General features: G+C 63.2%; 23 protein-coding genes. 8 read left to right on the top strand and 15 right to left on the bottom strand.

All coding sequences use genetic code 11. The annotated features are described in order from the left end of the window. Window positions 1-6: 6 nt before the first annotated feature. From paaA to JQ600_RS14185, 8 genes are all read right to left on the bottom strand, one after another. The gene (paaA, locus tag JQ600_RS14220; protein WP_212385785.1) at window positions 7-999 is read right to left on the bottom strand and encodes a 1,2-phenylacetyl-CoA epoxidase subunit PaaA; all 993 of its coding nucleotides are present in this window, start codon (window positions 997-999) and stop codon (window positions 7-9) included. A gap of 75 nt (window positions 1000-1074) precedes the next feature. Next, window positions 1075-1944: a phenylacetic acid degradation operon negative regulatory protein PaaX gene (paaX, locus tag JQ600_RS14215; RefSeq protein WP_212385786.1), complete on the bottom strand. Its 870-nt coding sequence runs from the start codon at window positions 1942-1944 to the stop codon at window positions 1075-1077. Between the two features lie 82 nt (window positions 1945-2026). Beyond that, window positions 2027-2797: a triacylglycerol lipase gene (locus tag JQ600_RS14210; protein WP_212385787.1), complete on the bottom strand. Its 771-nt coding sequence runs from the start codon at window positions 2795-2797 to the stop codon at window positions 2027-2029. Window positions 2798-2985: 188 nt separating this feature from the next. Then, on the bottom strand, window positions 2986-4272 hold the full coding sequence (locus JQ600_RS14205; RefSeq protein ID WP_212268419.1) for a DUF445 domain-containing protein: 1287 nt from the start codon (window positions 4270-4272) through the stop codon (window positions 2986-2988). Window positions 4273-4465: 193 nt separating this feature from the next. Next, entirely contained in the window at window positions 4466-4942 is a 477-nt protein-coding gene (locus JQ600_RS14200; RefSeq protein WP_212268421.1) for a phasin, read from the bottom strand. Window positions 4943-5189: 247 nt separating this feature from the next. Further along, window positions 5190-5783 carry a GNAT family N-acetyltransferase gene (locus tag JQ600_RS14195; protein WP_212268423.1) on the bottom strand — a complete coding sequence of 198 codons (594 nt, stop codon included), beginning with the start codon at window positions 5781-5783 and terminating at the stop codon, window positions 5190-5192. Continuing rightward, a complete protein-coding gene (locus tag JQ600_RS14190; RefSeq protein WP_212268425.1) occupies window positions 5780-6865 on the bottom strand; it encodes an alpha/beta fold hydrolase in 1086 nt (361 codons plus the stop codon). Before JQ600_RS14190 ends, JQ600_RS14195 begins: the two co-directional genes overlap by 4 nt. Beyond that, window positions 6862-7242 carry a hypothetical protein gene (locus JQ600_RS14185; protein WP_212268517.1) on the bottom strand — a complete coding sequence of 127 codons (381 nt, stop codon included), beginning with the start codon at window positions 7240-7242 and terminating at the stop codon, window positions 6862-6864. Before JQ600_RS14185 ends, JQ600_RS14190 begins: the two co-directional genes overlap by 4 nt. 255 nt (window positions 7243-7497) lie before the next feature. On the opposite strand from JQ600_RS14185, the gene JQ600_RS14180 reads away from it, so the two are divergent. Next, window positions 7498-8415 carry an alpha/beta fold hydrolase gene (locus JQ600_RS14180; protein ID WP_212385788.1) on the top strand — a complete coding sequence of 306 codons (918 nt, stop codon included), beginning with the start codon at window positions 7498-7500 and terminating at the stop codon, window positions 8413-8415. A gap of 104 nt (window positions 8416-8519) precedes the next feature. Beyond that, a complete protein-coding gene (locus tag JQ600_RS14175; RefSeq protein ID WP_212268429.1) occupies window positions 8520-8984 on the top strand; it encodes a nuclear transport factor 2 family protein in 465 nt (154 codons plus the stop codon). Window positions 8985-9031: 47 nt separating this feature from the next. Here JQ600_RS14175 and JQ600_RS14170 read toward each other — a convergent pair whose 3' ends face one another. From JQ600_RS14170 to JQ600_RS14140, 7 genes are all read right to left on the bottom strand, one after another. Then, window positions 9032-9706, bottom strand: a complete 675-nt coding sequence (locus JQ600_RS14170; protein ID WP_212385789.1) for a spermidine synthase — start codon at window positions 9704-9706, stop codon at window positions 9032-9034. Window positions 9707-9909: 203 nt separating this feature from the next. After that, window positions 9910-13146 (bottom strand): bifunctional cytochrome P450/NADPH--P450 reductase, encoded by a 3237-nt coding sequence (locus tag JQ600_RS14165; RefSeq protein ID WP_212385790.1) that lies wholly within the window; start codon window positions 13144-13146, stop codon window positions 9910-9912. A gap of 188 nt (window positions 13147-13334) precedes the next feature. Beyond that, window positions 13335-14330: an alpha/beta fold hydrolase gene (locus JQ600_RS14160; protein ID WP_212385791.1), complete on the bottom strand. Its 996-nt coding sequence runs from the start codon at window positions 14328-14330 to the stop codon at window positions 13335-13337. 9 nt (window positions 14331-14339) lie between these two features. Continuing rightward, the gene (locus JQ600_RS14155) at window positions 14340-15887 is read right to left on the bottom strand and encodes a wax ester/triacylglycerol synthase family O-acyltransferase (protein WP_212385792.1); all 1548 of its coding nucleotides are present in this window, start codon (window positions 15885-15887) and stop codon (window positions 14340-14342) included. A 102-nt stretch (window positions 15888-15989) separates the two neighbouring features. Then, window positions 15990-16787 (bottom strand): triacylglycerol lipase, encoded by a 798-nt coding sequence (locus JQ600_RS14150; RefSeq protein ID WP_212268439.1) that lies wholly within the window; start codon window positions 16785-16787, stop codon window positions 15990-15992. Beyond that, window positions 16787-17041, bottom strand: coding sequence for a DUF6489 family protein (locus tag JQ600_RS14145; protein ID WP_209843454.1), 255 nt, complete (start codon window positions 17039-17041; stop codon window positions 16787-16789). The genes JQ600_RS14150 and JQ600_RS14145 overlap by 1 nt, the downstream gene beginning before the upstream one ends. Before the next feature lie 99 nt (window positions 17042-17140). Continuing rightward, the gene (locus JQ600_RS14140; RefSeq protein WP_212385793.1) at window positions 17141-18394 is read right to left on the bottom strand and encodes an FAD-binding oxidoreductase; all 1254 of its coding nucleotides are present in this window, start codon (window positions 18392-18394) and stop codon (window positions 17141-17143) included. Window positions 18395-18588: 194 nt separating this feature from the next. Between JQ600_RS14140 and JQ600_RS14135 the strand changes: the two genes are divergently transcribed. From JQ600_RS14135 to JQ600_RS14110, 6 genes are all read left to right on the top strand, one after another. Then, window positions 18589-20184, top strand: a complete 1596-nt coding sequence (locus JQ600_RS14135) for an ABC transporter substrate-binding protein (RefSeq protein ID WP_212385794.1) — start codon at window positions 18589-18591, stop codon at window positions 20182-20184. A gap of 105 nt (window positions 20185-20289) precedes the next feature. Next, entirely contained in the window at window positions 20290-21270 is a 981-nt protein-coding gene (locus JQ600_RS14130; protein WP_212268443.1) for an ABC transporter permease, read from the top strand. 14 nt (window positions 21271-21284) lie between these two features. Beyond that, entirely contained in the window at window positions 21285-22256 is a 972-nt protein-coding gene (locus tag JQ600_RS14125; RefSeq protein WP_212268444.1) for an ABC transporter permease, read from the top strand. Beyond that, on the top strand, window positions 22253-23251 hold the full coding sequence (locus tag JQ600_RS14120) for an ABC transporter ATP-binding protein (protein ID WP_212385795.1): 999 nt from the start codon (window positions 22253-22255) through the stop codon (window positions 23249-23251). Before JQ600_RS14125 ends, JQ600_RS14120 begins: the two co-directional genes overlap by 4 nt. Further along, window positions 23248-24246: an ABC transporter ATP-binding protein gene (locus JQ600_RS14115; protein ID WP_212385796.1), complete on the top strand. Its 999-nt coding sequence runs from the start codon at window positions 23248-23250 to the stop codon at window positions 24244-24246. Before JQ600_RS14120 ends, JQ600_RS14115 begins: the two co-directional genes overlap by 4 nt. Window positions 24247-24334: 88 nt before the next feature. Beyond that, window positions 24335-26140 carry a gamma-glutamyltransferase family protein gene (locus JQ600_RS14110; RefSeq protein WP_212385797.1) on the top strand — a complete coding sequence of 602 codons (1806 nt, stop codon included), beginning with the start codon at window positions 24335-24337 and terminating at the stop codon, window positions 26138-26140. Window positions 26141-26155 lie beyond the last annotated feature (15 nt).

The following is a 26155-nucleotide window of genomic DNA, read 5'->3' as shown; positions in this document are numbered from 1 at the left end:
ATCTCCCTATTCCGCCGCTTGCGCGTGCTGGCGCTGCTTGCGCTTCTCCGCATAGGCAGTCGCCGCTTCGCGCACCCAGGCGCCGTCGTCATGCGCCTTGCGCCGCGCCGCCAATCGGTCGCGATTGCAGGGGCCGTTGCCGGCGAGCACCTGATTGAACTCTTCCCAATCGATCGCGCTGTATTCCCAGTTGCCGTTGGCATTTTGTTTCATGCCGGGATCGGGAATCGTTAAGCCCAGGAATTGCGCCTGCGGCACGGTGGCATCGACGAATTTCTGGCGCAACTCGTCGTTCGAAAAGCGCTTGATCTTCCACTTGGTTGAGGTGTCCGAGTGCTGGCTTGCCTTGTCGGGCGGGCCGAACATCATCAGCACCGGCCACCACCAGCGATCGAGCGCGCTCTGCGCCATCGCCTTCTGTTCTTCGGTCCCCTTCGACAGCATCACCATGATCTCAAAGCCCTGGCGCTGATGAAAGGATTCTTCCTTGCAGACGCGGATCATCGCGCGCGCATAGGGGCCATAGGAACAGCGACACAGCGGAATCTGGTTCATGATCGCCGCGCCATCGACCAACCAGCCGATCGCGCCGATGTCAGCCCAGGTCAGCGTCGGATAGTTGAAGATCGAGGAGTACCTCGACTTCCCCGCCAGCATCAAATCGACCAGCTCTTCGCGCGAGGTGCCGAGCGTTTCGGCGGCGGCATAGAGATAAAGCCCGTGGCCGCATTCGTCCTGCACTTTGGCGAGCAGCGCCGCCTTGCGACGCAATGACGGCGCGCGGGTGATCCAGTTGCCTTCGGGCAGCATGCCGACGATTTCGGAATGGGCGTGCTGGGAAATCTGGCGCGTCAGCGTCTTGCGGTAAGCGGCCGGCATCCAGTCGTTCGGCTCGATGCGCTCGTCGGCATCGATGCGCGCCTGGAAGTTTGCGGAACGTGCGGCGTCCTCGATGTGGCTGTTATCGCCATCGGACGTATTGAGCGCCTGCGTGTACATGGCCGACCTCCCCGTATGTTCTTTCCTCCAACATATAACATAAAAATACGAATGCAAGTTATTTTTGTAACATGTTTACGTCCCGTCGAACCGGCGCGCCAGCGCCCCGCCCGGCTTCGGCAACGGCCCGTTTTCGTTGGTCGCGTGGTCGTCAAGCCATTGTTCCGACGCAGCAAGCAGCCCGCGATAGATCTCGCCGCAGAGCCGTCGCGCCGCCCTGCCCGGCCAGTCGCGGGGCAAAAGCGGTGCCGGCAGCAGCGGGTCGCGCAGCACGACGCGGCGGTAATGGTGGATCAGCAGAATCCGCGCGGTGAAGGCATCCGTGTCGGAAAGAATCTCGCCGCGGCCGATCGAGGCGCGGAGCGGCTCGAAGGTTTTCATGAATTTCAAATAGGCATCCGCGGTGCGCTGAAGCGGCCAGCTTTCGCTGAGCAGACGCCGGCCGCTGTCGTCCTCGGCGGAGACTTCGAGACGGATGGCGCCCGCCGCCTCCTCCGGAACCGGTACGCCTGACGGTGCAACCCAGACGCCCGGCAGCGGACTGCCGAAGCCGGCATTCTTCAGCGCATCGCGCGAAGCGTCGCGGTCCCCGCCATTGCCGATCAGCAGCAGTTCAAACCGCCCGGTCCAGTCGGACGGCGGCGGATCGTAGATGTGCTTGGTGGCGGTATCGAAGGTTTGCCGCCCCTTCTTGTCGAGCCGGTAAAAACTGTTGCGGCCGACCTTGTTGCGCTCGAGCCAGCCGTCGGTCGCGAGCCGCGACATCGCGGTGCGGACGACGCCGCTGTCGATGTCGATCGCGGCAAAGAATTCCAGCAGCGTGCCGAGCCAGACCGATCCGCCGCGCGGCACGATGGCATCGCCGAACACGGTGATGACGATCGAGCCGGTGCGCGACGGTTCGCGCTTGAGCTGTTCGACGATGCGGGCGAGCGGCTGCGGCATGCGTCAAGGCATACCGCGTTTTGCGGATTCACGAAAACGCCGGCGCGAGGCCGGCGTTCTGAATTAGCTATCGGTAACCCGATTACCTATCCGGGTTCGGATAAACCATGCTGCGCCAGCCGCTGCGGTCGAACGGGGCCCATTTACCTTCCGCCTGCGCCAGACGGTCGGCGACCGCATAGACCACGGCGGGGTGATGACCCATGCCGCAATGGCTGCTTTCGACCTCAATGCTCTCCGACGTCGCGCTGGTCTGCTCCCTGCAGCCCTGCCAGGCGCAGATGCCGTCGGTACGGCTGAAGATCGCGGTGGTCGGCACCGGCGGCGTGCCCGCCAGCGCCCCGCCGAAACGCGTGTCCTCTTCGTCGGCGCGGCGGCCGCTCGCCATTTCATAGACGCGCCAGGCATTCGTCGCCTTCGGGCCGGCCGCGAACGGGCTGCCGAGCGTGATCACCGAGCGTACGCGCTCCGGCATCATCTTGGCGAGCTGACGCGCGTAAAGGCCGCCAAGGCTCCAGCCGACGAGGCTGACCTTCTGGCCATGCGTGTCGTTCAATTCGTGGACGAGATCGACCATCGCGTGCTGCACGCCCTGGCGCAGACCGAGATTGCGGCCCTGGCGCCAGCCGCTGACGGCGTAGCCGCGGCTCTTCAGGAAGCTGCGCAGCGGACGCGTCGAGGTGTCGGAAGCCACAAGACCGGGCAATACCAGCACCGGATGCCCGTCGCCTCTCGGCGCCAGACTCAGGAGCGGCAAAGCACCGAGGAAAGCGCCCAATTCGGAAATCGCCCGCCCCTCCAGAAACATCAGGGTTCTGGACGGCGGACGAAGCGTCTGCGCAGCAACGGACATCATATCTCCTCTCGGGCTCGGCCCCTTAAGTTGCGGCAGCCGGCCACTGGTTCAGTGGGAAGACGAAAGCCTGGTAGAATCGTTCCGCAACGCAACATTATTTCGTAAAAAGCTAGGGAACCAGAATTCTTCTTTCAACGGCGCACTTCACACTTGTGACAATTAAAAGCGCAGACGTGATGAAATAGTCACACGAGCCGCAGCAGGTACTCGAGGGTGTAAAGCACCAATCCTGCAAGCCCGCCGATTAGCGAGCCGTTGAAACGGATGTATTGCAGGTCGCGGCCGATGTTGATTTCGATCAGCGCGATCAACTGCCCCATGTCCCAGGATTTGACCTGATCGGAGATGAAGGTGGAGACGCCGCTCTTCTGTTCGGCGACCACACTGCGCAGCACGGCGACCAGACCCTGGTTGATCTCGGCGCGCATCTCGGCGTCAGCAGCCAGCGCCTCGCCTGCCGTTACGAACATGCGCACGAGATATTGCTCCAGCACCTGCGTCTCGCCTGACGCGCTGCGCTCGAAGAACGATCGCGCATTCTCCCAGATGTGGCGCGCGAGGCTGTTCAGTTCGGGGCGCGCCAGGAGATCGCGCTTCAGCCCTTGGATGCGCTCGGCATAGGCCGGATCGCTGCCGAGCCGGTCGACGAAGGTGAGCACCATGCGGTCGAACTCGTCGCGGAACGGATGCTTGGGATCGTTGCGGACTTCCTCGAAGAACGCGGTCGCCGACGCCACGATCTTGTTCACCAGGAACCGGTCGGCGCGATAGAGTTTTAGCAGCGTCGGCAATTCGTCGCGGATCTTCTCGCGGATCATCGCCATGGTCTCGGCCTGCGTCAGCGATTGATGCACCGCGCGCATGATGTCGTCGAGCAGGCCCTGGTGCCGGCCTTCCTTCACGAAGGTGCGCAGCGTGCCGGCCGCGAGCGGCGCCAGATCGATCGACATCAATTGCGAGGTGATGCGGCGGCTGACAAAGGTCATCAGGCCGGAATTCTCCGTGGCCGCAACCGCTTCCGGCAACAGCCGCAGTGCAAAGCGCGCCAGATCCTCGCTGCGCTTGCGGTCGCGCAGCCAGTCGGCGATGAACGAGCCGAAATCGATCTGCCGCAACTTTGCTTCGACCGGGGCCGCTTCCAGAAAATGCTGCTCGATGAATTCGCCGAGCTTGTCGGCGATGCGGTGCTGGTTGCTCTGGATGATCGCGGTGTGCGGGATCGGCAGACCCAAAGGCCTACGAAACAAGGCAACCACCGCATACCAGTCGGCAAGGCCACCGATGGTGGCGGCCTCCGCAAAGGCCGCGACGAAGCCGAACGCCGGGTGGATCGGCAGCAGCGCCCTCGCCGCAATGAAGATCGCAAACGTCGCCGCCAGCACCAGCGTCGCCAGCAGTTTGACGCGCCGCAGTTCGGCAGCCCGCTGCGCGTCGGCAGGCGTGTCTACGACGAATGTGCGGGGGACGGTCATGGCGGCTTTCGACTGAACGCAGACCCTCATCCTGAGGAGGCGCGAAGCGCCGTCTCGAAGGATGAGGCCTCATGGTTCGAGACGGCGCAAGTGCGCCTCCTCACCATGAGGGTCTGACTGATCTAAGTGAATACCAGACAAAAAGAAGGCCCGCCTAAGCGGGCCTTCCAAAAGGGCAGTTGGCAGATCGCTATCAGGCGGTCTTGCTGTAGACCTTGGAGAAGTTGTCCTGAGCGGTCTTGGCGCTGTCGGCGACGAGCTTGCCGAGATATTCTGACGTGGCCTTCGCCCGCGAGACGAACACTTCGCCACGCGCACGGACCATGTCCGACTGGATCTGGGCGGCTTCGCTCAGCGACTTGGCCGAAGCGAGCTTGTCGATGCCGGCGAAGAACGCTTCCGCGTCCTGATAAAACGCCTGCTGGATGTTGCGGCTGATCTTGGCAGCCTCGGAAACCGAACCGGCAACGGCGGTCTCGATGGCAGCGGTCACCTTCTCGGAACCGGCATGCATGTCGGCGGCGCGAACCTTCGCGGTCTCGGCCTGCTTCTTCACGAACTCACGGGCAGCTTCCGGAACTTCCAGGTTCTGGAGCTTGGTGAACGCCTCGGTGACGGGCGCGAAGGCTTCCTTGACGGTGTTCAGCACGGAATTGGTTTCGGTGGTCATGGGGGTCTCTCCATCCTCAGGTTTGAGCTATGGGCTCACCCCGTCCGGAGTGGCCCGGGGCGAGATCGTTGTGCCATAGTTAATGTTGCGGCGCAATATCGATGTTGCATCGCGACATCACGAATGCGTGATGAGCCTCAATGATGAGCGGTTTGCCTAGGGAACCAGCAAAAGTTCCACTTTCGTCTAATGCCGAACGGCCGGCTTTGGTGCCGAACGGCCGGCTTTGGTGCCGGACGGCCACCCTCTAGTGCTGGACGGCGCCCGGAAGCCCGTAGGCCTCCAGCTGGGCTCGCACCTGCGCCACATTGTGCCCGAGCACGACAATGTCATGCTTCTTGCCGTCGACGTCCCGGACGTGGTCCCGCAGCAGGGCCTCGGCCTTGAAACCGAGGCTCTCGAACAGCGCGATCGCCGCCTGCTGGTCGACCGTCATCTGCACCGAGAGCTTTTCCAGCCCGGCGCCCAGCGCCAGCGCAAAGGTCTCCTGCGACAGCGCCCGGCCGACGCCCTGCCCGCGCACGTCCTGCGACACCACCATCCGGATCTCGCCGACATGCTGCGACCAGGAATGCGGGTCGCGCACCAGCGTGCCGCAACCGACCACCGCGTCGCCCTTCACGGCCAGCAGGCTCGTGATCTGCCCGCGCTCGATCTCGTTGATCCAGGCCGACAGCACCTTGGGCTGGCTGATGTTGCGCGGCAGGAACAGCAGATCATGGGTCGGCAGCTTCTGCGCGAAGGCAAGCACCGCGGCCTCGTCGGCGCGGGACATCAGGCGGAATTCGATCTCGCCGGCGTCGGTCTTGACGTGGCGCGGATAGGAACGTGTTTCACTCATGTTGATCTCTTACCTAACCAGTTGTCCAGTTTCGGCCATAGCCGCTTGATCGCATTGGCGCCGGCGACGACGCTGACATGGCCGCCCTTCAGGACCACCTCTTCCTTGTCGGACGAGCCGACCTTGGCGATCAGGTGCTTGGCCGCGTCATAGGGCACGATGTGATCGTGTTCGGCGACCGCGTGCAGGATCGGCACCTTGATGTCAGCGATATTGGCCGCACGCCCGCCGACCGTCATGGTGTCGTTGTAGAGCTTGTTGTCCCACATCAGGTCCTTGGTGATGGCGCGGAAATACTCGCCCGCCAGCGGCAACGTGTCGGTGCCCCAGCGATCCATCATCCGGTAGGCCTTGACGTATTCGTCGTTCCAGATGTTCTCCCACAAATTCACCTGGCTGACCGCGCGCGACGCCGGCCGCAGCATTTCGAACGAAGACAGGATCATTTCCGGCGGCACATTGCCGATGCTGTCGACGAGGCGATCGACATCGAAATAGCGCCGGTCCGAGAAATTCGAGAACAGCTTCATCTCGCGGAAATCGATCGGCGTGGTGAAGCAGATCAAATTCTTCATCGGTCCGTCGTTGAAGATCGAGCCGTACAGCAGCGACAGCACGCCGCCGAAGCAATAGCCGATCACGGTGACGTCTGTTTCACCGGAATCCTGCTGTACGCGGCGGACGCAATCCGGGATGAAGTCGAGGACGTAATCCTCCATCCGCAGCGATTTTTCCTCCGGTTTCGGCGCGGTCCAGTCCATCATGTAGACGTCGTAGCCGCGCTTGAGCAGGAATTCGATAAAACTCTGGCCGGGCACCATGTCGAGGATGTAGCCGCGGTTGGTGGTCGCCATCACGATCAGGATCGGCACGCGGTAGATTTCGTCCGCGATGGGCCGGTAGTGATAGAGGTTCAGCGTGCCGCGGCTGAGCAGCACGTCCTTCGGCGTCGAACCCAGCGCGGGGCCCGACGAGGAGATGTATTCGACGCCCTTGATGCTGCGCTGGATCGCGCGCTGCACCTCGGACTGGATCCGCTCGGGAATCGACGCCAGATCGAGGGCTGCTGCGGGCGCGTTCATTTTTGCTCTCCCTCCGACGGGGGACGCTTGGTGCGCGGCGGCCGCGCCGCGCCATAGCCGCCTTCAGGCGCCAGCGAATTGTGATGGATCTGGTGCAGCATCGCCTTGATCTCGTTGAGCTGGCCTTCGATTCCCTGGATGCGCTCGGCCATGCCGACCATTTGCGCCCGGCTCGGCAGGTTCATGCTGACGAGATACTTCTCCATCAGCTCGCCGAGCTGCTTCTGCGCGCCGGCCGAGACGCCGCCGACCTGATTCATCACTTTTGAGAATTCGGGCGAAGCCATCGCCTGGTTGGCAAAGGAGTTGAACCCCTTCTCCATCTCCCCGATCATCGTCTGCCAGATCACGGCAGGATCATTGCCTTTGTCGGCCATTGGCGCCCTCCCTTGGTTACGAGCGCTTTGCCACGCCTCGGATATTATTCCGCCATACCACACCGTTGCGGCGTGGCGGTCAACCGGGCGACGTCGCGTTTTCAAGCGAAGCGGGTAGCGGTTCGCGTCTGGAAAACGCGTCAGAACAAGGGACTGGTTAACAGTGAGCAGCAAAGCCTTCTGCGATGCGGTAAACCGTGCCATACAAGACCCCATCAAGGTACCATCGCAGGACTGATCCAAAGGACCGCCAACGTGACGCTTGCCCATCAGCCGCCGCAGATCGCCCACGCCAATGGCATCGACATTTGCTACGAAAGCTTCGGCGATGCCGGCGCGGAACCGTTGCTGCTGATCATGGGCCTCGGCGCCCAGATGATCCATTGGGACGATGATTTCTGCCGCCAGCTGGCCGCGCGCGGTTTTCGCGTCATCCGTTTCGACAACCGCGACATCGGCAAATCCTCCCGCATGACCGGCGGCAAGCGTCTGAGCGCGCTCGAACTGCTCAAGCTGAAATTCCTGAAGATCCCGGTCGCCGCGCCCTACAGACTGATCGACATGGCCAAGGACACGGTCGGCCTGATGGACGTGCTCGGCATCAAGTCGGCGCATCTGGTCGGCGCATCGATGGGCGGCATGATCGCCCAGGAAGTCGCGATCTCGTTTCCGGCACGGGTGCGCTCGCTGACGTCGATCATGTCGACAACGGGCAATCCCAAGGTGCCGGGGCCGACACGGGAAGCCGCCGCCATGCTGATGGCGCCGCCGCCCGCGACCAAGGAAGAGTATTTCGAACGCTTTGCAAAAACCTGGAAAATCTTGCGCGTCGGCTCGTTTCCGGAAGACGAAGCGCTCGACCGCTCGCGCGCCGAACGCACCTATGAACGCGGCCTCAACCCGGCCGGCGTCGGCCGCCAGCTGCGCGCGGTGCTCGCCTCCGGCAGCCGCAAGGAACGGCTGAGCGCGGTGAAGGCACCAACGCTCGTCATCCACGGCACCGTCGATCCCCTGGTGCGGCCCGAGGGCGGCAAGGATACGGCAGCCTCTGTGCCAGGCGCGAAGCTTGTGATGATCGACGGCATGGGCCACGCGTTGCCGATCCCGATGTGGCCGCAGATCATCGATGCCATCGACAAGCACGCCCATGGTGCGGCGGCGAAGGCGGCTTGATCAGGTTACTTCGAGGTGACTTCGTGAGTATCGGGTGCCCTCTTACGGCCGGCGGGGTCGAGTACTATAGACGGCACACCGATATCGTCAGATGGAGCCCGATCATGGATCTCTTTTTTCGGCCACGCATCGCCCTGGCCACCGTCGTCCTGTTCGCCCTCGCCTCTCCGAGCGCCTGGGCCGCCTCCGCGGCGCAGCAGGAAGCCAACAGAAAAGCGGTGCTCGACTTCTATGAGAAGGGGCTAAACCAGAAAGATGCCGACGGCGCGATCGCCTATATGGGCGATCGCTATGTCCAGCACAATCCGAATGCCGCTGACGGTCCCGAGGGCTTCCGCAAGTTCATTGGATTCCTGCGCGAGAAATTCCCGAACTCCCGCAGCGAGATCAAGCGTTCGTTCGTGGACGGCGATTACGTCATCCTGCATGTCCACGCCATTCGCGAGCCCGGCACGAGGGGGAGCGCGATCATCGACGTCTTCAAGCTCGAGAACGGCAAGATCGTCGAGCATTGGGACGTCGTCCAGCCGATCCCCGAGAATCCGGCGAACAGCAACACGATGTTCTGAGGCATCGTCCGGGCATCATCGACCGATACGCGGAGCAGCGTGACGCACTACGTGCGTGTTGCGATCCAGATGACATGGCGCGCGCCGCCGCCTCTTCCGGTGGCGCGCACGGCAACCTCATTCACATCGAAACCGGCGGCACGCAGCCGCTTTGAGAACGGCGCGTTGGGTCCGGACGACCAGACGGCCAGGACGCCGCCGGGACGAAGCGCGGTATGTGCCGCGCCCAATCCGGCTGAACTGTAGAGCCCATCATTAGCCTTGCGGGTCAGGCCTTCCGGGCCGTTGTCGACGTCGAGCAGAATCGCATCGAATTTCGATCGGCTGGATCGAATAATCTCGGTGACGTCCACTTCCTGAATGCTGACGCGCGTATCGTTCAGGCTGCCGCCAACAATCTCCGCCATCGGACCTCGCCCCCAGGCGACGACGGCCGGCACCAGTTCAGCCACCACGATCCGCGCCCCGGCGCCGAGCACCGCAAGCGCAGCCCGCAACGTAAAGCCCATGCCCAATCCGCCGATCAGCAGATGCGGCTTCTTGTTCGCTTCCAGCTTCTTGACCGCAAGGGTGGCGAGCGCGGCTTCGGAACCACTGAGGCGGCTGTTCATCAGCTCGTTGGTGCCGAGCATGATGGAAAACTCGGCGCCGCGCTTCATCAGGCGCAGTTCCGCGTCGGTGCCGGGCACACGCGCGGTATCGATTTTTTCCCAGGGAATCATGTCGGGGTTCTAGCACGACCGGCTTTTCGTCGTCCCGGCGAAGGCTCAGATGCGCAATTGCGCATCGGGGGACCCATAACCACAAGTGCTGGTGGTTACGAAGACTCGTCGAACAGCATTTTTCAACCCGATAGATCACGCGGTATGGGTCCCCCGATGCGCAAATGCGCATCCGAGCGTTCGCCGGGACGACGGATGAAAAACTATCCGCCCGCCCACACATCCAGCACGTAGCGGTTCCTGGCGCCGAGATCGTCGATCCAGCGCAGGCCTGCTGCTTCGTCCGCGCCGGTGCGTTCGCGATAGATCGACACCAGCGCGGCCTTGACGTCCGGCTCCATCTTGCCGCCGTCGCCGCAGACATAGACGATCGCGCCCTTCTCGATCAGGTTCCACACCTGATCCTTTTGCGCCGCGACCAGATGCTGCACATAAGTCTTCGGCCCGTCGGCGCGCGAGAACGCGGTGTGCAGTTCGGCGATGCCGTTGGCGGAGAACGCCTTCAGTTCTTCGGCGTAGAGAAAGTCCTGCTCGGGATGGCGGCAGCCGAAGAACAGCATCGCCGCGCCTAAGCTCGCGCCCTTGGCCTTGCGGTCGGCGCGCTCCTGCAGGAAGCCGCGGAATGGCGCCAGCCCCGTGCCGGGTCCGATCATGATGATCGGCACCGACGCATCGTCCGGCAGGCGGAAGCCCGCCTTGGTTTCGCGCACCGTGGCATGGATGGTGTCGCCGGCGCGGCGGCCGGCGAGATAGTTCGAGCAGACGCCCTTGTAGACGCCGCGGCCCGAACTCGCGGGCGCTTCGACCACGCCGACGGTGACGCTGCAGCGCGAAGCATCGCCCGCCGGTGACGACGAGATCGAATAATAGCGAGGCGCCAGCAGCGACAGCATTTCGAGATAAGCATGGAACGGCAGCTCGCAGGCCGGATATTCCTCCAGCAGGTCGAACACCGATTTACGTTTTCCGAGAACGTCGCTCCGATAGAGCCCGGTCGAGGCGGCGTCATCGCCGACATAGGCCAGCAGCTTCGGCTTGGTCATCGGACAACGCGTGTTTTCCGACATGATCTGGATCTGCTTGCGGGTCGCGATCTGCTGCAATTCGACGAACTCGGTCAGCAAACGCCCGACCGACACGGCGTCGCCGGTCGGCAGTTGCGCACGGCGGCCTTCGGCGACCGCGAGCCGGATCTGATCGGCGGGCAGGAAGCCGAACCGGCGCGCGACGGAATCGACCAGCGCCGGATCATTGCGCGGCACCACGCTGAGGTGATCGCCGACTCGATAGGAAGCGCCCGGCGGCAGCTGCACTTCGATATGCCGCGTCGAGCGGTCAGACGGATTGGCGCCGACCTTGTTCTGCAGCTCGGAATTGACCTGCACCTTCATCGGCGAAACGCCGCCCTGCGCCACAATCACGTTGACGGCGGTCGGCGCCACCGGCTCGATCGTGTAAAGCGGCGCATCGTCGGCGCTGCGGGTGAAGGTCGACGCGAGGCCGAACTCCTTGGTTGCTGCTGCTGCGGCGGCGGCAAACCATTTTTCGAACTGGCCGTCGAGATCGCTGCGGGCATCGCCCTCGCCGCGCCCGTGGACGCTGCGCGCGCCGTGCGCGGCCAATTGCTCGTCGATGGCACGAGGCACCGACTGATAGGTCGCCGCCCAGTCGCTGTTGCCGCAGCCGAACACCGCGTAGCGGACTTTGGCCAGCGCATCCTTGGGCAAGCCGCTGTCCAGCCAATTGACGAACTGCGTGGCGTTGTCGGGGGCGGCGCCATTATAGGAGGCGCAGAAGATCAGGACGCCGCCCTGCTCGGGCAGCTTGCCGACGTAGTCATCGAGGGCGCCGAGTTTGGTCGAAAATCCGTTGACCTCGGCGAGATCGGCAACGCGGGTGGCGAGTTCTTCGGCGGTGCCGAGGTTGGAACCGTAGAGCACGAGCAGCGGCGTGTTGTGGCCGGGGCGGTTGCGGGCTGGTGCTGCGGCTGTGTTCGAGGCCGCCACCGCGGCAGCGGCGCGACCAGCGAACGCGCCGCGCTCCTTGTCGGCACGCGGGCGCACCTTGATCTTGAAGCCGTCCGGCTTGATCGTCAGCGTCTCCTTCAAATGCATCTGGTAGCGGTTGACGTCGATCAGCTTGAAGCGCTGCAGGATCATGCCGATCGCCAGCGCCGCCTCGTGCATCGCAAAGCCGCGCCCGATACAGGCGCGCTGGCCGTTGCCGAACGGTTTCCAGGCGTTGACCGGACGCTTGGCCTCGGCCTCGCGGCTGAAATTCTCCGGATCGAACGCGTCAGGGTTCGGGCCCCACACGCTGGGATCGCGGTGCAGCGCCATGACGAGCACGGTGACGAAGGTGTTTTTCTTCAGCTTGTATTTGCCGCCGATGGTCTCGTCCTGGAGCGGGGCGATGCCATAGGCCGGCGCCGGCGGCCACAGCCGCAGCGCCTCCTTCAGAATCTGCGTGATGTAGGTCAGCTGCGTGACCTGCTGATAGGTCGGCCGCGCGTCGACATCGGGACCGAGCACGCGGTCGACTTCCTCATAGGCCTTCTTCAGCACGTCGGGATGCTTGAGCAACGCATAGAGCGTGCAGGACAAGAGGCCGCTGGTGGTCTCATGGCCCGCGATCAGGAAGGTGTTGATCTGGTAGCGGATGTTGACGTCGTCGAGCTGCTCTCCGGTGGCGCGGTCGACGCCGGTCATCATGGCGCCGAGCATGTCCTTCTTGCCCTCGGCAGCTTCCGCGTTGCCGCGGCGCTCGGCGATGATCTCGTCGACCATCTTGTTCATGAAGGCGACGTCCAGCGCCAGATCCTTGCGGCGCTTCTGCAGCCACAGGCCTTCCAGCGGGATGCCGCGGGTCATCATGATGGTCTCGAGCGAGCGCACCAGCGATTCCACGAACGGATGATAGTCGCGGCGATAGAACGAGTTGAAACGGTAGTCGAAGCCGCAGAGGCCGATGGTGTCGAGCGTCAGCGCGGTCATGTCATGGACGACGTCGATTTCCTCGTCGCCGTTCAGCCGCTCCCATTTTTTCACCAGCTGCTCGGCGATGTCGACCATGCTCGGATGATAGGACGTCATCGCGCGGTTGCCGAACGGCTGCAGCAGGATGTTGTGCGCCTTGCTCCAGTTCGGCTCTGACGTGTCGGCGGTGAAAAGACCGTCGCCGCCGACCGCGCGCACCCGGCGCAGCGAGCCGCGCACCGCCTTGTCGAAGCGCTTCTCGTCGGAGAGTTCGTCGATCAGATCGTGGCCCGACACGATCACCAGCGGCGCACCCATCATGTCGAGCCAGAAGATCGGCCCGAGCTCCTTGGTCAGCCGCACCAGATGCTGAACGGGCGCGTTCGGATCCAGCGACAGCATGTTGCCGACAACGGGTTTTTTCGGCGGATGCGGGATCGGACTGAGTTTGTTCGGTGACGCCATTGTCGAATTGTCTCCTGCCTTGGTCCGATTCTTTGTATCAGCCCGTCATTGTATCAGCTCGTCATTACGAGCGAAGGGAAGCAATCCATCTCGCCTTGAAAAGAAAGAATGGATTGCTTCGTCGCTTCGCTCCCTTGCACAAACGCTTCGCGTTTGTTGCATGCAATGACGATAAGGTAATTTATGCTCTAGCCAAACCGCTTCCTGCGCCATTCGATCAGTTTGGCGCTGACCTCGTCCGGCTTTTCCTGTTGCGTCCAATGGCCGCTGTCGCGCACCAGATATTTTTCGAGATCGGGAACGATCTTTTCCATGCCGTCAGCCGACGACGGCGGCAGCACATGGTCGTTCTCGGCCATGATCATCAGCGCCGGTACTTTCACCGTGTGATCGATCGCGGCCGAACGCTGCCAGTTGCGCGACATGTTGCGGTACCAGTTGATGCCGCCCGTGAAACCTGACTTCGTGAACGTATCGACGAACACCTTCTTCTCTTCCGGCGACAGGATTGGTGTGCGCGGATCATGCTTGGCGTCGTAACCCGCAATCATCTGCGGAAACGCCAAATTGAGTCGCGGTGAAGCACCGACGCCGGCAACCACCTGATCGGCGGGTGTGTCGGCGGGCCGCGGCACCGGCTTGCGCATGAAGGCGTCAAACGTCTGCTCGACCCGGCTGCCGAAGATCCTGTCGGGCTCGCGGGCCGGATCCTGGAACTGCACGATGTACATGCTGTCGCCGAACCGTTTGCGGAACAGCTCGATCGGATCGGCCGGCGGGCGATCGTGATGCGGCGTGTTGATGCCGACCACGCCGGCAACGCGATCAATGTGGCGGAGCGGCATCTGCCAGATGATGAAGCCGCCCCAATCGTGGCCGACGAAGATCGCTTTGTCGATCTTCAGATGGTCCATCAGGCCGACGAGATCGCCGGTCAGGTGCTCGATGTCATAGGCCTCGACCGGCTCGGGCCGGTCGGTCGAACCATAGCCGCGCTGATCCGGCGCGATCACCCGGATCCCGGCCTCGCTTAGCGCCTTGATCTGGTGACGCCAGGAGAACGCGATCTCCGGCCAGCCGTGGCACAGTATGACCGGCGGCTTGTCGGTCTTCGGCCCGGCCTCGTAGTAACCCATGCGAATGCCGTTCGTCTCGGCGAACTGCAGCGGCGGCATTTCAATCATTGCAAAACCCTATTCAGCCGCGCTGGTCATCTTGGACGGCGGCGGCGCATAGGCCGCCTCCAGCGCTTCAAATTCCAGCGGAAGCATGTCGCACAAGACCTGGACATGCGGGATGATATTGGCGCCGGCGATGAAGCCGAAATCGAGCTGGTCGCGATAGCTCTGCACGGTGATGTTGAGCGCCAGCCCGTGGGTCGAGATCGACACCGGGAAGATGTGCAGCAACTCCGCGCCGGCCGCATAGAGCGTCTGCCGCGGCCCCGGCACGTTGGACACGGTGATGTTCGCCGCCGGCGGCAGCACGTTCGAGAGGTCGGAACGGCTGTAGAGCAGCGCCAGGATCTGCACCACGATCGGCGCGCCCAGCATCGAGATGTTGGACACCTGCGGCATCAGGGCCCGCAGCGGGTGCGACATTTCCTTGGACTTGGTGGATTGCGCGATGATCGCCTCCAGCCGCCCCTTGGGATCTTCGACGTTGGTGGCGATCGAGCAGATCATGCCGAACACCTGGTTGTTGGCCTCGGTGTTGCCTTCCTCGCGCAGCGAAATCGGCACCGCCGCCGTCAGCGACTTGGTCGGCAGCGCGCCCTGCTGCAGCAGATAGCGCCGCACCACGCCGGAGGACAGCGCCAGCACGACGTCGTTGAGCTTGCCGCCGGAGGCTTTCGCCACCGCCTTGGCCCGCGACAGCGAGATCGAGGTGCCGGCAAAGCTGCGCTCCGACGAGATCGCCTTGTTCAGGATGGTCGGCGGCGAAACCATGCTGGCGATGCTGTCGCGCGACTTCGGATCGGAAATCTTGCCGACCACTTCGGAAACGCTCTTGAGCATCGTCGGCACGCTGGCGGCGAATTTCACCGCGCTCTCGATCTGGAACATGGCGTTGTCGAACAGGATCGATCCGAGATCGCTCTTGCCCGAACGCGGCAATTCCAGGCTCTTCGGCGCGGTGGAGGAATCGAACGGCTGGCGCCAGAGCTGCTGATAGGAATCGATCAAATTGGCGGCGATATCGCGCGGCTCCTGGGCGACCTTGCGCGCGGTCGGCGGCTCGACCTGGCGCGGCACCGGCGTCAGATCGTAGATCATGTTGGTCAGCGCCGCACCGGCGCCGCCGTCGATGCAGGCGTGGTGCATCTTGGAATAAAGCCCGATCTCGTTGTCCTTCATGCCCTCGAAGACATAGAACTCCCAGAGTGGGCGGGCGCGGTTGAGCAGCTTGGCATGCATCCAGCCGACGATGCGCTCCAGCGTCGCGCGGTCGTAGGGGGCCGGCAGGCTGCCGCGGAAAATGTGGCGGTCGATGTCGAACTGGTCGTCCTCGACCCAGGACGGATGATCGATGTCGAGCGGCGCCTTTTCCAGGCGCGCTTTCAGGATCGGCGCAAGATGCAGCCGCGAGCCGATCATCGCCTTGAACTCTTCGAAGAAGTTGCCGTTGTAATTCTCGGGCAGGCGGAAGATCGCCATGCTTCCGACATGCATCGGCATTTCCGGCGTTTCCAGATACAGAAACGACGCGTCCATCGAGGACAGTTTCTTGGCGTCAGTCATGTTTTCCTCCCGCAGAGATCACGCGACGCCTTGATGGCGCTTCTGGCGTTCAGATGGTCCTGAATACGGGGGTTGGGTGTCCCCGGTCTTCAACGACATTGGTCAGGATAGTGCATTTTCCGGGGCCCCATATGCAATGGCAAACGGCCCCGATCGGTCAAATTGCTTAAATTCGCCTTCCGGCTGCGCCAGGCGGTCGGCCACCGCCCACAAGGCGGCCGGGTTGACGCCAAGGCCGATATGGCTTGCGAGATGCACCTCGATATTTTCGGCCTTGCTGGAGGGGCGCAGCAGGCTGGTACGCCAGTTCACGATGCCATCGGTGCGGGAATAGATCGAGGTCGCGGGCACCGGCAGGTCGCCGGCGATCGCTTCCCGGATCTCTGGATTGTCGTTGATGCCTTCCCCCGACAGCGCTTCGTACAGTCGCGTCGCATTGGTCGCGGTGATGTCGTTGGCGAACGGGCTGCCGAGCGTGATCACCGATCGCACCAGGTCCGGCAGTTGCAGCGCGAGATCGCGTGCGTAGATGCCGCCGAGACTCCAGCCAATGATGCTGACCTTTCGTCCCGCGGTCTCGTGGATTCGCCTGACGAGGTCGCGTAACGCACCGCGCTTGCTGGCGACGCCGCCGAAATTGCGGCCCATGTTCCAGGCATAGGTGTCGTAGCCGAGTTCTTTCAGGTAGCGCCGCATCGGCGCCATCGACAGGTCGCTGGCGAGAAATCCCGGCAGCGTCAGCACCGGATGACCGTCGCCCTTCGGGGCGCGCATCAACAGCGGCGACAGCAGCAGACTCGAATTCAGTTCGAACACGCTTCTGGCTTCGGCGAGCATCAGGAACAGGCTCGGCGGACGAAGCTTGCGTTCTGCCGCCGGCGAGTCCTCCGCGACGGCCACTATTTCTTGTCCTTCTTGGCCATGCCGCCGAGACCGGCCATGGTCACGAACATGTCCTGAAAGCGTTCAGCGATCTTGGGGTCGAAGGTGAACCAGGACTGCATCAGCGATTCCGGCGAGACCTTGTCGATGTTGGCCATCATCTGCTGCTGCAACTTGTCCATGACCGCGGTCTGCATCGGCTGAACGTCCGGAAGTCCGAAAAACTGCCGGGCCTCGAGCGGCGTGCAATCAATTTCGACGTTTACCTTCATGGCCGCTCCTTCATTAATGGCTTGCCGCAGTATCACCGTGACTGGCTGAGTCACGCAAGGACAAGACCGCCTTCCGGGGCCCCCATTCGCCCCCTATGGTCAACCAAAACGTTCGACAGCAAAAGGGGTAGTATCGGCAAACGGGGTCTCGCCGGTCATCATTTCCGCCAGCAGCCGGCCGGTTGCGGGTCCGAGCGTCAAGCCGTGGTGCTGGTGGCCGAAATCGAACCACAAACCGGGATGGCGGGGCGCCTTCCCGATCACCGGCAGCATATCCGGCAAACAGGGCCGCGCCCCCTTCCATGGCTGGGCGTCGACCGGCTCCCCCAGGGGAAACAACTTATGCGCCTTTGGCATGGCCCGTTCGACCTGGACCGGGGTCGGCGGCGCATCGCGGCGGGCCATCTCGGCGCCGGTGGTCAGGCGAATGCCGCGGTTCATCGGCGCCAGCAGAAAGCCCTGATCGGTGTCCAGCACGGGATGATTGAGCACGGCGTTGCCGCGCGGCGCCAGATGGATGTGATAGCCGCGCTTGACGTTGAGCGGGATCGAATAGCCGAGCGGGGCGAAGATCTGATCGGACCACGGCCCCATCGCGACGACCACTTCGCGCGCGGTGATTGAGCCATTCTGGGTTGCGACGCGCCAGCGCGCACCGGATTGTTCGAGCGTTCGCGCATCGCCGACCAGGAACCGGCCGCCCTTGCGGCCGAACAGCGCCGCATAGGCCTTGGTGAGGCCGCCGGGATCGGGGACAAAACCGGGATCGGGAAAATGCACCGCGCCGGCGAAATCGCCGGTCAAATTCGGCTCGCGCGCCGCGATAGCAGATGCGTCGAGGATGTCGCCCGCGACGCCATATTGCTTGGCGCGTTCGAGTTCCTTCACCGCTTTCGCCAGCGTCGCATCGGAGCGATAGAGCTTGATCCAGCCGGTCCGGCGCAACAGCTCCGGCACATCGGCTTCCGCGATCAACGCCTCATGCTCGACCAGGCTGCGCTGGATCAGCGGCAGTTCGGCCATTGCACTGTGCAGCGCACGCTCCGGCGAAGACGCCAGGAAGTAACGCATCAGCCAGGGCAGGAAGGACGGCAGATCGGCGAAATGATAACGCAACTGCGGCGTACGGTTGGTCGCATATTGCAGGATCTGGCGCAGATCGCGGGGAAACATGTAGGGAAAGACCGACGCGCATTCGATCAGTCCGCCATTGCCATAGCTGGTCTCCTCGCCGGCAAGTTCGTGCCGGTCGATCAGGACCGTATCGCGGCCCTTTTTCTGCAGGTGCAGGGCAGCGCCGACGCCGACCATGCCCGCCCCCAACACAAGAACGTCAGCCTTCAGTTCCGCCACCCGGCACTCCGAAAGTTTAATGTAACGCGGTCTCGCGCTCAGCTTAAGGTGAAGCTAGTCGTTGCCGCATCGCGGCGCAAACCGGCTCGCTGAACGAGATCGCGCTTGCGCGGCGGCTGGACTTTGGCAACATGGATCGGCAATATCCGCCGTTATTGCGGAATTGGGCTGATCAAAGCGGGGAAATCGAACAAATGTCGTTACGTCAGAGTTTGCTTGCAGCGGCTACGGTTACAATGCTCGGCTTTACGGTTGCGCCGGCATCGGCCCAGACCCTGCGCTACGCCAACCAGGGCGACCTCAAATCGCTGGACCCGTATACGCTGAACGAAAGCACCACGCATGCGCATCTAGGGCAGGTCTATGAAGGCTTGATTGCGCGCGACAAGGACCTCAAGATCATTCCGGGGCTGGCCGAACGCTGGGAAACCCCGGAGCCGACCCGCTGGCGTTTCCATTTGCGCAAGGGTGTCAAGTTCCAGAACGGCGACCCCTTCACCGCCGACGACGTGGTGTTCTCGGCCGACCGCGCTCGCGCCAAGGGTTCGAATGTACAGGCCCGCGTGGCCGCCGACGTAAAGGTCGTCAAGGTTGACGACAACACCGTCGATTTCATCCTGACCTCGCCCAATCCCATTCTGCACTACCAGTGGGATACCTGGTACATCATGGACAAGAAGTGGGCCGAGGCGAACAACGCCACGGCGCCGACGCCGGCCGCAGCGACGACGCCGAGCTTCGCCTCGCTCAATGCCAACGGCACCGGCGCCTTCACCGTCGAGAGCCATCAGCCCGGCGTCAAGACCGTGTTCAAGGCGAACCCGAACTGGTGGCGCAAGCCCGAGCACAATCTCAAGGAAATCGTCTTCACGCCAATCGGGTCCGACGCCACGCGCGTCGCTGCCCTGCTGTCGGGCGAAGTCGACATCATGGAGCCGGTTCCGACCCAGGACATCGGCCGCGTCGATTCCACCCCGACCACCCAGGTGATGAAGGGGCCTGAGCTGCGCACCATCTTCCTCGGCATGGACCAGGCCCGCGACGAATTGCTGTATTCGAACATCAAGGGCAAGAATCCATTCAAGGACATCAAGGTCCGCGAAGCCTTCTTCAAGGCGATCGATATCGAACTGATCAAGACCCGCGTGATGCGTGGGCTCTCGACGCCCTCGGCCCTGATGATTGCGCCGCAACTGTTTCCGCTTTCCAAGGACTTTACCCGCCCGAAATTCGATCCCGACGGCGCCAAGAAGCTCTTGACGGAAGCGGGCTATCCCGACGGTTTCCAGGTCACGATGGATTGCCCCAACGACCGCTATGTCAACGACGCCGCGATCTGCCAGGCGGTGGTCGGCATGCTGGCGCGCATTGGCGTCAAGGTCGATCTGCTGGCGCAGCCCAAGGCGCAGTATTTCGCCAAGATCCTGAAACCCGGCGGCTACCAGTCATCGTTCTATCTGCTCGGCTGGACGCCCGGCACGTCGGACTCGCACAATGTGCTCTATGACATCATGGGCTGCCGCGACGACCCGAAATCCTCACGCGGCGAAGCCAACGTTTCCGGCTACTGCAACAAGAAGATGGACGAGATCACCGACAAGGTGCTGGTCGAACCTGATCCTGCCAAGCGCGATCAGCTGATCAAGGAAGCGTTCGAGATCGCGGCGAAGGATTACGCCTACATCCCGCTGCATCAGCAGGCCCTGGCCTGGGGCGTGTCGAAAAAACTCAAAGTGGTGCAGCGCGCCGACAACCAGGTCCTGCCCTACTGGATGGTCAAAGAACCGTAGGCAGGCCCAACGACCCAGGTCCCGGTGGCTTCACGCCCCGGGACTTTTCGTTTCCGGCGGACAGTGGCGTCCGCCACAGCGTAAAGAGAGAAGTGAAAGGATCACATGCTCGCTTTCACTCTTCGCCGGGCGATCCAGGCCATCGGCGTCATGCTTGCGGTCGGGATCATCTCGTTTTCGATGTTCCGGTTCGCCGGCGACCCCGTCAACCAGATCGTCTCACTGGATACGTCTGCGGCCGAACGCGAAGCGGTGCGCAAGTCGCTCGGTCTCGACGATCCCGTGGTGATGCAGTTCGCGCGTTATTTCGGCAATGCCGCCCAGTTCAAATTCGGCGTGTCCTATCAATTCCGCCAGCCGGTCTCGAGCCTGCTCGCCGAGCGCATGCCGGCGACGCTGGAACTCGCGATCTGCGCCACCATCTTCGCGATGGTGTTCGGCATCCTGATGGGGGTTTATTCGGCGCTCAAACGCGACAGCGCGCTTGCCAAAATATTCCAGGCCGTATCGCTGATCGGAATTTCGCTACCGACCTTCCTGATCGGTATTTTGCTGATCTATCTGTTCTCGGTGACGCTGGGCTGGCTGCCCTCGTTCGGCCGCGGCGATGTCGTGCGGGTGGGCTGGTGGACCACGGGCCTCCTGACTCTTTCCGGCCTCAAGGCGCTGATCCTGCCGTCCATCACGCTCGGCCTGTTCCAGCTGACCCTGATCATGCGGCTGGTGCGTGCTGAAATGCTGGAAGTCCTGCGCACCGATTACATCCGCTTCGCGCGTGCCCGCGGCCTGACCACGCGGGCGATCCATTTCGGCCACGCGCTCAAGAACACGCTGGTTCCCGTCATCACGGTGGCCGGGTTGCAATTTGGCTCGGTTATTGCATTTGCCATCATCACCGAGACCGTATTCCAGTGGCCGGGCATGGGGTTGCTGTTCGTGCAGGCAGTGCAAAACGTCGATATCCCGATCATGGCGGCCTACCTTTTGATGGTGTCGCTGATCTTCGTCACCATCAACCTGGTGGTCGACATCCTCTATACCGTCGTCGATCCGCGGCTGCGCTCGACCATCCGCCGTCCGGCTTGAAAGAAGGATTATCAATGTCCGACGCCGTCGTTCCCCACCGAGCCGAGCCGAGCGCAGCGCCTGCGCGCGCCGGCACGGGCTGGTTCAGACGCGCGCTCGACAGCGACATCTTCTATTCGTTCCGCCGTTCCAAGCTGACGATGGTGGCGGCAACCGTTACCCTCCTGTTTTTCCTGCTGGCGATCTTCGCTTCGGTCCTTTCGGTTCAGAACCCGTTCGATCCGGCGCAGCTTCAGCTGATGAATTCGCGCATTTCGCCGTTGTGGACCGCCGACGGCCAAAGCCCGTTCCTGCTCGGCACCGACGAACAGGGCCGCGACGTGTTCTCGGCCATTCTCTACGGGCTTCGGATCTCGCTCGTCGTCGGCGTGCTCGGCGTCGTCTTCGCCGGCACGCTCGGAATTACGCTTGGGCTGATCGCTGGCTATGTCGGCGGCGCGGTCGATGGCCTGATCATGCGCATCGCCGACGTGCAACTCACCTTCCCGGCCATCCTGATCGCGCTCCTGGTCAACGGTGTCGCCAAGTCGGTGTTCGGCAACCGGCTGGACGCCATGAGTACGCTGGTGGTGCTGGTGATCGCGATCGGACTGAGTTTCTGGGTGCAGTATGCCCGCACCGTGCGCGGCTCCGTCATGGTCGAGAAGAACAAGGATTATGTCGCGGCCGCCCAATTGATCGGGCTCCCCGCCCCCATCATCATGCTGCGTCACGTGCTGCCGAACACGATGGGTCCGATCCTGGTGATCGCCACCATCAACCTCGCGCTCGCCGTCATTACGGAAGCCACGCTGTCATTCCTCGGCGCCGGGATGCCCGATACCATGCCGTCGCTGGGCACGTTGATCCGGATCGGCAACAACTATCTGTTTGCGGGCGAATGGTGGATCGTGGCCTTCCCCGGCTTTGCGCTGGCCGGACTGATCCTGTCCATCAATCTGCTCGGCGACTGGCTGCGCGACGCGCTCAACCCGAAGCTCCGATGACCAACCCTGTCCTTTCCGTGCGTAACCTCGAGGTGGAGTTCCACACCCGCCGCAGCATCTTGCACGCCATCAACGGTATCTCCTTCGACATCGCCAAGGGCGAGGTGCTCGGCGTGGTCGGCGAATCCGGCGCGGGAAAATCCGTGACGGGGCTTGCCGTGATCGGCCTGATCGATCCGCCCGGACGCATCTCGGGCGGCGAGATCTATCTGTCGGGGATGCGGATCGATCATCTGCCGCCGGAAGAAATCCGCCGCATCCGCGGCAAACGCATCGGGATGATCTTCCAGGATCCGCTCACCAGCCTCAATCCGCTCTACAAGATCGGTGACCAGATCGTCGAAACCATCCGGACCCATCTCAATCTCTCGGAAACCGCGGCGCGCAAGCGCGCCATCGACCTCTTGGCGGAGGTCGGAATTCCCGCGCCGGAAAAACGCATCGACGCCTATCCGCATGAATTCTCCGGCGGCATGCGCCAGCGCGTCGTGATCGCGCTTGCGATCTGCGCCGAACCGGATCTGATCATCGCCGACGAGCCGACCACGGCCCTCGACGTCTCCGTGCAGGCGCAGATCATCTCGCTGATCAAACGCCTTGGCCGCGACCATGGCACCGCCGTGATGCTGGTGACGCACGACATGGGCGTGATCGCCGAAACGTCCGACCGCGTCGCGGTGATGTATTCGGGCCGGATTGCCGAGATCGGCCCGGTTCAGGACGTCGTGCAGAACCCGCTGCATCCCTACGCCAAGGGCTTGATGGGCGCGATCCCGACACTGGCGGGCGAAGACAAGCGGCTGGTGCAGATACCCGGTTCGATGCCGCGGCTGTCCGCGATCCCGAATGGCTGCTCGTTCAACCCGCGCTGCGGCTTCGTCTTCGACCGCTGCCGCGTCGAGCGTCCGGAGCCGATCGCGCACGGTACGCAGGCCGTGGCCTGTCATCTCTATGATGCCGCGCCCAAGACGGCGATCAAGGAGACCGCGGCATGAGCGCGGTACCCTTCATCGACGTCAGGAATTTGCGCCGCGAGTTCGACGTCTCAAAGCCGTGGCTCAACCGCGTGCTTGAAGGCGGGCACCTGGAATTCCTCAAGGCGGTCGACGGCGTGACCTTCGGCATCAAGAAGGGCGAGACTTTTGCCCTCGTCGGCGAATCCGGTTCGGGCAAGACCACCGTGGCACGGATGGTGGTCGGATTGCTGCCGCCGAGCTCCGGCGAAGTCGTCATCGACGGCGTCTCGATGACCGATGCAAGGCAGGCGCAGGTACGGCAGAAGCTGCGCCGCCGCATCCAGATGATTTTCCAGGATCCCTATGCGAGCCTCAATCCACGTTTCCGGGTCGATGCCATCGTCTCCGAGCCGATCCGCGCCTTCGACCTGATCGCGGGCGAGCGCGACATCGCCGCACGCGTCGGTGAATTGCTGAGTCTCGTCGGCCTGCATGCCGACGACGGCCTGAAATTTCCGCATGAGTTTTCCGGCGGGCAGCGCCAGCGCATCGCGATCGCCCGCGCGCTGGCCTCGGAAGCCGAATTCATCGTTTGCGACGAGCCGACCTCGGCGCTGGATGTCTCGGTGCAGGCGCAGATCCTCAATCTGATGCGCGACCTGCAGGACAAGTTCGGCCTGACTTATCTCTTCATCAGCCACAATCTTGCCGTGGTGCGGCATATGGCGAGCCGCATCGGCGTGATGTATCTCGGCCGCATCGTCGAAATCGCGGAAGGGCGCGAACTCTTCAGCAATCCACGGATGCCTTACACCAAGATGCTGCTGGGTGCGGTTCCCGATCTCGCGATGTCTGGCCGCCAGCGGATTCCGGTCAAGGGCGAGATCCCCAATCCGATCAACCCGCCGCCCGGCTGCGCTTTCAACCCGCGCTGCCCGCTGGTCTACGATCTCTGCCGCCAGCAGGCGCCCACACTGATCAACGGCGTCGCCTGCCACGCCGTCAATTCGCCGGCCGAGGCCGTGCCTGCCTGATCACAGGGATGGTTCAACCAAACGGTTGGCAGCAGGCCTCGCCTGTGGTCAAGTGGCGCACCAAATACCAGCGCAGCATCGGATTCTCATGAGCAACATCAATCCCGATCCGTTCACGACCAGGCCTGAAATTGAAGGCACGTTCGGGGTCGTGACCTCGACCCACTGGATCGCCACTGCGGTCGGGATGGGCATCCTGGAAAAGGGCGGCAACGCATTTGACGCCGGCGTTGCCACCGCCTTCACGCTGCAAATCGTCGAGCCGCATCTGAACGGCCCGGGCGGCGATGTGCCCATCATCGTGCATGACACCAAGCGCGGCCGCACCGAAGTGATCTGCGGCCAGGGCCCGGCGCCGGCGGGCGCCACCATCGCGCATTACCGCAGCGAGGGGCTGGAGATGGTGCCCGGCACCGGGTTGCTCGCGGCCTGCGTGCCCGGCACGTTCGAATCCTGGATGCTGCTCTTGCGCGATTACGGCACGATGCGGCTGCGCGACGTGCTGGAACCTGCGATCGCCTATGCCCGCGACGGCTATCCCCTGGTGGAGCGCGCGGCGGCGACGATTCAGATCGTCGAAAAACTGTTCCGTAATCACTGGAAGACATCGGCTGCGGTCTATCTGCCGAACAATGAAGTGCCAAAACCCGGCACGCTCTTCACAAACAAGCAGCTCTCGGAAACCTACGCCCGCATCCTGAAAGAAGCCGAGAGCGCCGGCGGCGATCGCGTCGCGCAGATCGAAGCCGCGCGAAAAGCCTGGTCGCACGGCTTCGTCGCGGAGGCGATCGACAAGTTCTGCCGCACGCAGGACATCATGGACGTCAGCGGCTCGCCGCATCGCGGCGTGCTCCGTGCCGACGACATGGCGCGCTGGCAGCCGACGGTCGAGGCGCCGCTCACTTACGATTACGGCCGTTACACCGTGTGCAAGCCCGGTGTCTGGAGCCAGGGTCCCGTCATGCTGCAGCAGCTGGCGTTGCTCAAGGGTTTTGAACTCGACGGGCTTGATCCCGCCGGACCCGAATTCATCCATCTGCAGACCGAATGCGCCAAGCTTGCCTTCGCCGACCGCGAGAAATTCTACGGCGATCCAAAGTTTACCGACATCCCGATCGCGACCTTGCTGTCGGACGCCTACAACGACGAGCGCCGCAAGCTGATCTCAAGGGACAAGGCCTCGCTCGATTTCCTCCCCGGCTCCGTGGAAGGTTTCGGGTCGGTCGTCAAGATGCGCCGCGCCGAAGGCCATCGCGAGGCGGTTGGCGCCATGGGCGCGGGCGAGCCGACCGTCGGCCGCTTCGGCGAGGTGCGCGGCGACACCGTGCATTTCGACATCATCGACCAGGCCGGCAACATGATCTCGGCGACGCCGTCCGGCGGCTGGCTGCAATCCTCGCCGGTGATTCCCGAACTCGGCTTCTGCCTCGGCAGCCGCGCCCAGATGTTCTGGCTCGAGGAAGACCATCCCGCGGCACTGGCGCCGGGCAAGCGCCCGCGCACCACGCTCTCGCCGACCATGGCGCTACGCGACGGCGAGCCGTACATGGCCTGGGGTTCGCCCGGCGGCGACCAGCAGGATCAATGGACCACGCAGTTCTTCCTGCGCCATGTCCACGCCAATCTGAACCTGCAGGAAGCGATCGACGCGCCGGCATGGCACTCCGAACATTTCCCGATCTCGTTCTGGCCGCGCACCGCCCGGCCCGGCGTGCTGGTCGTTGAAAACCGCGTGCCGAAGGCGACTATCGATACCTTGAAGAGCCGCGGCCATGTCGTCGAGGTCGGCCCCGACTGGTCGGAAGGCCGCCTCACCGCCGCCTCCAAGGTCGGCCGCCGCCGCCGTGCGGCCGCCAATCCCCGGGGCATGCAAGGCTACGCGGCCGGACGATAAGGGCTTCAGATGACT

The organism is Bradyrhizobium sp. AUGA SZCCT0176 (assembly GCF_018130145.1).
Taxonomy (GTDB): Bacteria; Pseudomonadota; Alphaproteobacteria; order Rhizobiales; family Xanthobacteraceae; genus Bradyrhizobium.
Note: the sequence above shows the minus strand (reverse complement) of the source record. Positions and strands in the feature narration are given on the sequence as shown.

Bases quoted from the DNA above. Each gene is read 5' to 3' on its own strand.
- paaA (WP_212385785.1), bottom strand. From the start codon at position 999: ATGTACACGCAGGCGCTCAATACGTCCGATGGCGATAACAGCCACATC.
- paaX (WP_212385786.1), bottom strand. From the start codon at position 1,944: ATGCCGCAGCCGCTCGCCCGCATCGTCGAACAGCTCAAGCGCGAACCG.
- JQ600_RS14210 (WP_212385787.1), bottom strand. From the start codon at position 2,797: ATGTCCGTTGCTGCGCAGACGCTTCGTCCGCCGTCCAGAACCCTGATG.
- JQ600_RS14205 (WP_212268419.1), bottom strand. From the start codon at position 4,272: ATGACCGTCCCCCGCACATTCGTCGTAGACACGCCTGCCGACGCGCAG.
- JQ600_RS14200 (WP_212268421.1), bottom strand. From the start codon at position 4,942: ATGACCACCGAAACCAATTCCGTGCTGAACACCGTCAAGGAAGCCTTC.
- JQ600_RS14195 (WP_212268423.1), bottom strand. From the start codon at position 5,783: ATGAGTGAAACACGTTCCTATCCGCGCCACGTCAAGACCGACGCCGGC.
- JQ600_RS14190 (WP_212268425.1), bottom strand. From the start codon at position 6,865: ATGAACGCGCCCGCAGCAGCCCTCGATCTGGCGTCGATTCCCGAGCGG.
- JQ600_RS14185 (WP_212268517.1), bottom strand. From the start codon at position 7,242: ATGGCCGACAAAGGCAATGATCCTGCCGTGATCTGGCAGACGATGATC.
- JQ600_RS14175 (WP_212268429.1), top strand. From the start codon at position 8,520: ATGGATCTCTTTTTTCGGCCACGCATCGCCCTGGCCACCGTCGTCCTG.
- JQ600_RS14170 (WP_212385789.1), bottom strand. From the start codon at position 9,706: ATGATTCCCTGGGAAAAAATCGATACCGCGCGTGTGCCCGGCACCGAC.
- JQ600_RS14165 (WP_212385790.1), bottom strand. From the start codon at position 13,146: ATGGCGTCACCGAACAAACTCAGTCCGATCCCGCATCCGCCGAAAAAA.
- JQ600_RS14160 (WP_212385791.1), bottom strand. From the start codon at position 14,330: ATGATTGAAATGCCGCCGCTGCAGTTCGCCGAGACGAACGGCATTCGC.
- JQ600_RS14155 (WP_212385792.1), bottom strand. From the start codon at position 15,887: ATGACTGACGCCAAGAAACTGTCCTCGATGGACGCGTCGTTTCTGTAT.
- JQ600_RS14145 (WP_209843454.1), bottom strand. From the start codon at position 17,041: ATGAAGGTAAACGTCGAAATTGATTGCACGCCGCTCGAGGCCCGGCAG.
- JQ600_RS14135 (WP_212385794.1), top strand. From the start codon at position 18,589: ATGTCGTTACGTCAGAGTTTGCTTGCAGCGGCTACGGTTACAATGCTC.
- JQ600_RS14130 (WP_212268443.1), top strand. From the start codon at position 20,290: ATGCTCGCTTTCACTCTTCGCCGGGCGATCCAGGCCATCGGCGTCATG.
- JQ600_RS14125 (WP_212268444.1), top strand. From the start codon at position 21,285: ATGTCCGACGCCGTCGTTCCCCACCGAGCCGAGCCGAGCGCAGCGCCT.
- JQ600_RS14120 (WP_212385795.1), top strand. From the start codon at position 22,253: ATGACCAACCCTGTCCTTTCCGTGCGTAACCTCGAGGTGGAGTTCCAC.
- JQ600_RS14115 (WP_212385796.1), top strand. From the start codon at position 23,248: ATGAGCGCGGTACCCTTCATCGACGTCAGGAATTTGCGCCGCGAGTTC.
- JQ600_RS14110 (WP_212385797.1), top strand. From the start codon at position 24,335: ATGAGCAACATCAATCCCGATCCGTTCACGACCAGGCCTGAAATTGAA.